Genomic DNA, 7,643 nt, shown 5'->3' with positions numbered 1-7,643 from the left:
AGAAACTGCAATTTCGCTACGATCGCAGTGGGCGCATGGTCGAACGGCTGGACGCCATGGGCCACAGCGTAAAATTTCGCTATGACGCCTATGGCCGGCTGCTGCAGCTCACCAACGAAAACGATGAATCGTATCGCTTTGGTTGGGACAAACTGGACCGCCTAATCGCGCAGCAAGACCTGGATGGCAGTGGTCGCATTTATGAATACGACGTGCTTGATGGGGTCACCAGCCTCACCCATGTGCCCTCCCCTCATGAACAAGCACCACTGTCCGATAATGCCCCAGCAACGCGGCAGACTTCCATCCGCCACGATTTCAAGCGCGATGCGGTTGGCCGCCTGCTGACCAAGCAAACCGAGGATGGTGTTACAGACTACAGCTACGACGCCGCCGATAACCTATTAGCCATCACCTTCACCCATAACCTGGGAGAAAAGCAGCAGCTTGAATACACCTACGACCCCGCGGGCCAACTGCTGAGCGAAACCAACAGCGCCGGACTATTGCAGTACTGCTATGACGACTTGGGCAACCTGCAAACCCTCACGCTTCCAGATCAGCGGAAACTCAATTACCTCTACTACGGCAGCGGGCACCTGCATCAGATCAACCTAAACGGACGAATCATCAGCGATTTCCAGCGTGATGCGGTGCACGATGAGGTACTGCGCACCCAAGGCAAGCTGATGACGCGCACGCGCTACGACTGCTGCGGTCGTCTGGCCGGCAAGGCTATCCACTACCGCGATGCCCCTCTTGAAGTATTACCGCTGCTGGACAAGGCCTACAGCTACGATCCTAACGACAACCTGATTGCCGAGGTACTGACACAGACCCAGCGCAGAGGAATGGCCAACGCCGCCAACGATGAGAACGAGATCATCGGCCGCTTCCTTGACCTACCACACACCGGCAAAAGCTACTCAGGACGCAACCGCTATGGCTACGACCTCAACGAGCAACTGCAAACCGTTCAGCAGTCGCGCCCCAACTGGCAAGCCACGCAGGTCGAGGACTTCAAGTATGACAAGGCCGGTAACCTGTTCGATGGGTCCAAGCTCAATGGCCTGATCAAGCACAACCGGGTGCTGGTGTATCAGGACAAGCGGTACCGCTATGACCGTTTTGGGCGATTATGCGAGAAGCGTATCGGCAACAATTGGGTGCAGTACTTCGAATACGACGCGGAGCAGCGGCTTGTTTGCGTGGACCAGTATCGGAGTGGCGAACGTGAGCGAGTTGTGTTTGCCTATGATCCGCTGGGGAGGCGGATCAGCAAGGAGGTCTATCAGGAGGACTATCCAGAGCCGCGTCGGCGAGTGCTGTTTCACTGGCAAGGGCTGCGCTTGCTTCAAGAAGAGCAGAGCGGGCTGGCCAGCATGTATGTGTATGACGCTCCGAACAGTTACGAACCGCTGGCACGAATCGACGGCAAACCGGGCGACGAGACGTTTCAATACTTCCACTGCAATCTAGCTGGGCTACCGGAGCAACTGACTGATTCAGACGGCAAGCCTATCTGGCAGAGCGACTATCAGGGATGGGGGAAGACGCATCATGAGTGGAACAATCCACAGCATGTTCAAGAACAAAATCTTCGCTTTCAGGGTCAGTACCTTGATCGAGAAATAGAACTACATTACAACGTATTCAGGTATTACGATCCAACTGTCGGCCGATTCACCCAGCCTGATCCGATTGGTCTTACTGGGGGCATCAATCTCTATCGCTACGCTCCAAACTCAAAAACTTGGGCTGACCCTCTGGGTCTCATTGCGGTAGACACGCCAGGCTATACTGTATACGGCCTTTACGACGAAAACCCGCTAACTACAAAACCTTATTATATCGGCATAACTAACAGCATGGACAGAAGAGCTGAAGAACACGAAACGTCTGGACGACTACCAAAATCATCCGCCATAGCCCCGATCAAAAGCAACATAACTTACGGTCAGGCAAGAGGACAAGAACAATACTACATCGAAAAATACAAAACAAAAACAGGAGTAATTGGTCAGCCCGTATCGAGCGAGAACAGAGGAAATAAATATAACTCTTTCGAACACTCAAGAACCGACGACCGAGCAAAATATTTCAAGTACGCATATAATGAAGTCAAAGCAAAACTCACGCAAACTCCTGCAAAAATCAAAAGTGGAGCATGTAAATGAATAAAGCCAACATATGGGGATGGTCCAAAAAAACCAGAACCACATTAAAAAACATCAAAGCAGGAGATATTTTCTGCTTCACCCAAGAAAACGAAAGTTATTATTTCGGAATAATAATATCAAAGATAATCACCGGCCACGTGGCCGAGATATTTAAAACAATAAAAAAAGACCCACTACTAACACCAATAGAACTTGAGCACATAGAACCTCTCACAGACCCGATCGTGCTGGATAGCTACTCTCTCTTCGATAAAAAAACGGACCCGAAAGGCGAATGGAGAATAATAGGCCATCAAGAAGTGACACCAACAGATCGGATTAAGAACTACTACTTCGCATACGGAACTCCAGAAAGCTGGACAAAAGTCAGCGCATTGAACGTGACAGAAGACGCCTCGGAACATGAGATAGTTAGCCTCCCCCCTCTCACCCCGCTGAATAACTATAAAGTCTCAAATCTATTAAGAAGAATTCAGAACCAGAGCGATAAATGACAAATAAAGATATAGCCTATCATCATTCACCTTTACTGAGAGCAATATTTAACTCCAAAAATGGCCGAACGACTGGACGCCATGGGCTACAGCGTAAAATTTCGCTATGACGCCTATGGCCGGCTGCTACAGCTCACCAACGAAAACGATGAATCGTATCGCTTTGGTTGGGACAAGCTGGACCGCCTAATTGCGCAGCAAGACCTGGATGGCAGTGGTCGCATTTATGAATACGACGTGCTTGATGGGGTCACCAGCCTCACCCATGTGCCCTCCCCTCATGAACAAGCACCACTGTCCGATAATGCCCCAGCAACGCGGCAGACTTCCATCCGCCACGATTTCAAGCGCGATGCGGTTGGCCGCCTGCTGACCAAGCAAACCGAGGATGGTGTTACAGACTACAGCTACGACGCCGCCGATAACCTATTAGCCATCACCTTCACCCATAACCTGGGAGAAAAGCAGCAGCTTGAATACACCTACGACCCCGCGGGCCAACTGCTGAGCGAAACCAACAGCGCCGGACTATTGCAGTACTGCTATGACGACTTGGGCAACCTGCAAACCCTCACGCTTCCAGATCAGCGGAAACTCAATTACCTCTACTACGGCAGCGGGCACCTGCACCAGATCAACCTGGACGGCCGGGTCATCAGCGACTTTGAGCGTGACGCTGTGCATGACGAGGTCATGCGCACCCAAGGCAGCCTGATTACACGCACCCGTTATGACAAAAGTGGACGTTTGAGTGGGAAGGCCATTCACTACCGCGACGCCCCGGTTGAAGCCCTGCCATTACTGGACAAAACCTATAGTTATGACGCCAGCGACAACCTTGTCGCCGAAGTGTTGACTCAGACCCAACGCCGAGGCATGTCTCGCGCTGCCAATGATGACGATGACCAGCTCGAACAGATCATCGGCCGATTCCAAAACCTGCCCCATACAGGCAGGAGTTGCACCGGCAGCAATCGATATGGTTACGACCCCAACCAACAACTGCAAAGCGTGCAGCAATCACGCCCCAACTGGCAGGCGACACTGGTCGAGGACTACAAGTACGACAAAGCTGGAAACCTGTTTGACGGGCCCAAGCTCAATGGCTCGATCAAGCACAATCGTGTATTGGTTTATCAGGACAAGCGGTATCGCTATGACCGATTTGGAAGGTTATGCGAAAAGCGAATCGGGAGCAGTTGGGTACAGTACTTCGAGTATGACTCCGAGCACCGACTGATATGCGTACGTCAGAAGAACGGAGCCCTACAGCAGCGTGTGAAATTCGACTATGACCCGCAGGGTCGCCGCATTATCAAGCGAGTGTATAACGACGACGCCTGTGAACCAAGCCACCGCACGTTGTTCTATTGGCAGGGCTTGCGGTTGCTCGGAGAGGTACAGGACGACAGGCCCAGCCTGTACGTATACACAGACCCGAGTAGCTACGAACCGTTGGCCCGCCTAGATGGCAAGCAAGGCAGCGAGACGATCTTCTACTTTCACACTAGCTTGGTTGGCCTGCCAGAGCTCCTAACTGATACTGGCGGCAAAACAGTATGGAGCGCTGAGTATCAGGCCTGGGGCCGGAGGCGGCACGAGTGCCATGATCGGCAAGTGGGGCGTGAGCAGAACATACACTTTCAAGGCCAATACCTTGACCAGGAAACCGGACTACACTACAACATCTTCAGGTTTTTTGATCCAGATGTGGGTCGGTTTACCCAACCAGACCCAATAGGGATTACGGGGGGAATTAATCTCTACGCTTACGCTCCTAACCCGCTGGGCTGGATCGATCCGCTTGGATTAGCTACGGTAGATGTCACATTCGAAATGAATGGTGAAATTTTTACTGGGTCTAACCCTACAGAACGCATACCTAGAATCGGCGGCAAAACTCTTCCGGGATTAGGCTATCCAAATAATGACAGATACCTTATGCACGCGGAAATTGACGCCATGATGAAGGCCCACGACAAAGGAATGCGAGGCGGAAAAGGCGAATTAACAGTTGAAGGCCTTCCAGTATGCAACTTTTGCAAACGCAGCCTTAAAAATATGGCCCAACACTTAGGACTTGAAGAACTTACCGTACATGAAAAATCAACAAGCCTCACTTATAAATTTAAAGGCAATGATTTACATCCCATTCGTAAAGGCGGAAGGGGATTCAAAGGGTGTGAAATAATATGAATAAATTATATGTACCAATCCGCATAGACATTGACAACGAAAACAGTGACGATGGTTACTTCTCACTTGGATTTGTATTTGATCATGACGACAAAATAACCCCGCACAACATAGGATTATGTCGCAACGAGCAGGAAGGTGAAGCAAACTCAATTTACATAGAAGCAGATGATCAGATCTATGGATTCACAACCAATAAAGCAGGATACTCAATTAACAATAACATATTAACACTAACACTCCTCGATAGTAATTTTTTTTATTGGGACAAGTCAAAGACGATCAGCATAAAAATAAATGAGGAAGAAATTGATGAAATTGAAAAATGTCTAATATCTATATTTAGCATATAAGAAAGCGGAAAGCCTCACAGAATACTTAAAGCAGCCAAGCATCTTTGGCTGATTTTGGCAGCTACCACTCTCAGAAGAGCTCGGCTGATCCGAATCAATCAAATCAGCCGCGCCTTTCTAAATTTTAGCATCATCAAATGATGACGACCTCTGTTCCCTACATTATAAATGAGCTCCTCACACACTGAACAATAAGTGCCGGCGAACCACCTAGAGATTTGATCGGCAATTATTATCACACTCTAGCTTATTATAACCAAGCCACCATTTAATCACATGGATGGACATTGAATCTTGGCACAGTTCTGCGCCATGGCTTTCTCGGTGCCGCGCAGCACTCTGAACAAGACACCACGCTTACCGATTTTCTTGTAGATATTACATCGAGCCGGGATTTGCAAGACAACTGCTGCACTGATCTTGGATGCTGTGCTCCCAATTTCTTTCCGGAGCCCGCCGGCCATGATGCGACCCGACGCCAAAGTCGAAAGAGTCTACCTCTACCCCAAACCTGTCGACTTTCGAAAATTCATCGATGGCCTGGCTGCATTGGTCGAATTGTATATTAGGCTCTGCATGAAAAGTCTTGATACTCGGTGATACTGCATTGAAAGCAGCCTCGAAATGCTCACTTACAACCCCAATTCGTAAACTCCGCTTCCTCACGGTTACCGAACCCCGACCACTAGCCCCACCCAAATCCAAACAACACCGAAAACCGCGGCAGGTCAAACACTACCGCAAACCCCCACACCGGCGAAGTCGCCATTACCAAGGGTGGAAACCATACGGTTCTGAAAGCGTGGAAACGCGACTATGGCCCAGCCGAGGTCGAGTCTTGGCTCCGCAATTGGGGTTAACTGTCACGCCTGAAACCGATAAGGTGTCGGCACAATCGAACGATTCACAGGGATGTGGTCAAGCGACCTTGGACGGTTACAGCGTTCTTTCGCCGACACCCTTACCCCTTCTCTTCCCCTGCACTTCGGCAGACTTCCCTGGCTGAGTCCAGACCACCTGCCCGCGCTGCTCAGTGAACTTCCTCCGAACAAACCCGCACCGATGTGCAGGAAGCCCGCGCCCTGATCGGCAGCGCCCACAAGCTGAATCGCGGCACCTTGGCGTTCTACCTGCAGCCTGAGCGTGCACAAGGCCCGATTGCCCCCAGGCGCCGGCGTATCCCTGGCCCCATTCGCCGATGCCCGACGACTGGTCGAGACACCGGGTCAAGTACAGCCCCTCGACGCCGATACCCTGGAAGAAGCCGCTCCCGCAGAGGGCGACGAGTAACCCGATGTCCTCGGCGAACTGGACGGTTGGACCTGCCAGGAGAGGCACCATGCGCAAATGGATAAGTGCAAACAACATGAGGTGGGCGGTGGGCTGGCTCGCCCTGGCCGGACTGGCGCTGAGCTGGTGGCACCCGTTTCATCACACCCACGCTAGCGGCCCGCCGTGGATCTACGGCAACCCTGATGCGCGCTTCACCGTCGTGCTACACGCTGATCTGGAATGCCCCCACTGCCGCATCTACCTGCCCCAGCTGCAACGGTGGATAGTTACCAACGATCACGTAAACCTGGCCTGGCACCACCTGCCACTGCCCCAACACGAACCCGCCGCCAGCCGTGAAGCGCGGTTGGTCGAATGCGTTGGCCAGCTCGAAGGCCGCGAGGGCTTCTGGGGAGCAGTGGTCTGGGTCTACCTGAACACCCAAGGCAATGGCCGCGGGCTTGCCGGCCACATCACCTATCCTGGTTCGACGCCAAGCCTGCAGCGTTGCCTGGCCGGCGAAAACGTTGCCCAGATCGTAGACGAGCAAAAAGCGCAGGCGCAGGAGAACGGATTGAATGCCACGCCAACCCTGCGCCTGATCGACAATCAAACCCAGCGCACGTTGACGCTGCAAGGCCCCATCGAACCCGATGCTCTTCTCTCGGCGGTGGACCTGTTGAGCGCGCCCGATATTTCCGAAATGCCTGCTGACGTGATCAGCGACATGCCCAGGTAGGCTACGTTCGTCACGGCTACGGCACCGCGGTGCGCTGTTGAACGCAGGTATCCCTGCCCTTACCGGGCCCACTTGTCCTTTCCTAACTTCAGGACTAAAGAAGTGCGGATGCCCATGGATTGGAGTGGTTTTGACCGAAACGAAAAAAGGGCCCTAACAGGCTGTGTGAAAACCTAGCAATCTGCCCGGCCCTTTAAGAAAATGCTCCGTATCGAAAGATACGGAGCATTTTTCGTTATGGCCTACATACAAGGAGAGTCCCGCAGCCAGACCAGCCTGTTCCCGGTCTCGCTGGAGGAATTGATCCCTGAAGATCACCTCGTACGGGTCATCGACCTGTATGTCGCCAAGCTGGATCTGGGTCAACTCGGCTTTGAGAAAACGCAGCCCAAGGCCACCGGGCGCCCCG

At 52.2% G+C, this 7,643-nt stretch carries 5 protein-coding genes and 1 pseudogene; all 6 read left to right on the top strand.

The genetic code is table 11. The annotated features are described in order from the left end of the window. A partial coding sequence (locus F3J45_RS29410; protein ID WP_167070858.1) for an RHS repeat-associated core domain-containing protein occupies nucleotides 1-2,177 on the top strand: 2,177 nt, incomplete at its 5' end. After that, complete coding sequence (locus F3J45_RS29405) at nucleotides 2,174-2,674, top strand: Imm26 family immunity protein (protein ID WP_167070857.1); 501 nt, start codon at nucleotides 2,174-2,176, stop codon at nucleotides 2,672-2,674. The genes F3J45_RS29410 and F3J45_RS29405, both read left to right, overlap by 4 nt. Nucleotides 2,675-2,734: 60 nt before the next feature. Then, the gene (locus tag F3J45_RS29400) at nucleotides 2,735-4,870 is read left to right on the top strand and encodes an RHS repeat-associated core domain-containing protein (RefSeq protein ID WP_167070856.1); all 2,136 of its coding nucleotides are present in this window, start codon (nucleotides 2,735-2,737) and stop codon (nucleotides 4,868-4,870) included. Further along, nucleotides 4,867-5,223: a hypothetical protein gene (locus F3J45_RS29395; RefSeq protein WP_167070855.1), complete on the top strand. Its 357-nt coding sequence runs from the start codon at nucleotides 4,867-4,869 to the stop codon at nucleotides 5,221-5,223. Before F3J45_RS29400 ends, F3J45_RS29395 begins: the two co-directional genes overlap by 4 nt. A 1,339-nt stretch (nucleotides 5,224-6,562) precedes the next feature. Next, complete coding sequence (locus tag F3J45_RS29390) at nucleotides 6,563-7,234, top strand: DsbA family protein (protein ID WP_167070854.1); 672 nt, start codon at nucleotides 6,563-6,565, stop codon at nucleotides 7,232-7,234. A 237-nt stretch (nucleotides 7,235-7,471) separates the two neighbouring features. Next, nucleotides 7,472-7,643: pseudogene (locus tag F3J45_RS29385) on the top strand (IS5/IS1182 family transposase); the annotation flags it as partial.

The organism is Pantoea sp. Ap-967, assembly GCF_011752565.1.
Taxonomy (GTDB): Bacteria; Pseudomonadota; Gammaproteobacteria; order Pseudomonadales; family Pseudomonadaceae; genus Aquipseudomonas.
Note: the sequence above shows the minus strand (reverse complement) of the source record. Positions and strands in the feature narration are given on the sequence as shown.

Bases quoted from the DNA above. Each gene is read 5' to 3' on its own strand.
- F3J45_RS29390 (WP_167070854.1), top strand. From the start codon at position 6,563: ATGCGCAAATGGATAAGTGCAAACAACATGAGGTGGGCGGTGGGCTGG.
- F3J45_RS29405 (WP_167070857.1), top strand. From the start codon at position 2,174: ATGAATAAAGCCAACATATGGGGATGGTCCAAAAAAACCAGAACCACA.
- F3J45_RS29395 (WP_167070855.1), top strand. From the start codon at position 4,867: ATGAATAAATTATATGTACCAATCCGCATAGACATTGACAACGAAAAC.
- F3J45_RS29400 (WP_167070856.1), top strand. From the start codon at position 2,735: ATGGCCGAACGACTGGACGCCATGGGCTACAGCGTAAAATTTCGCTAT.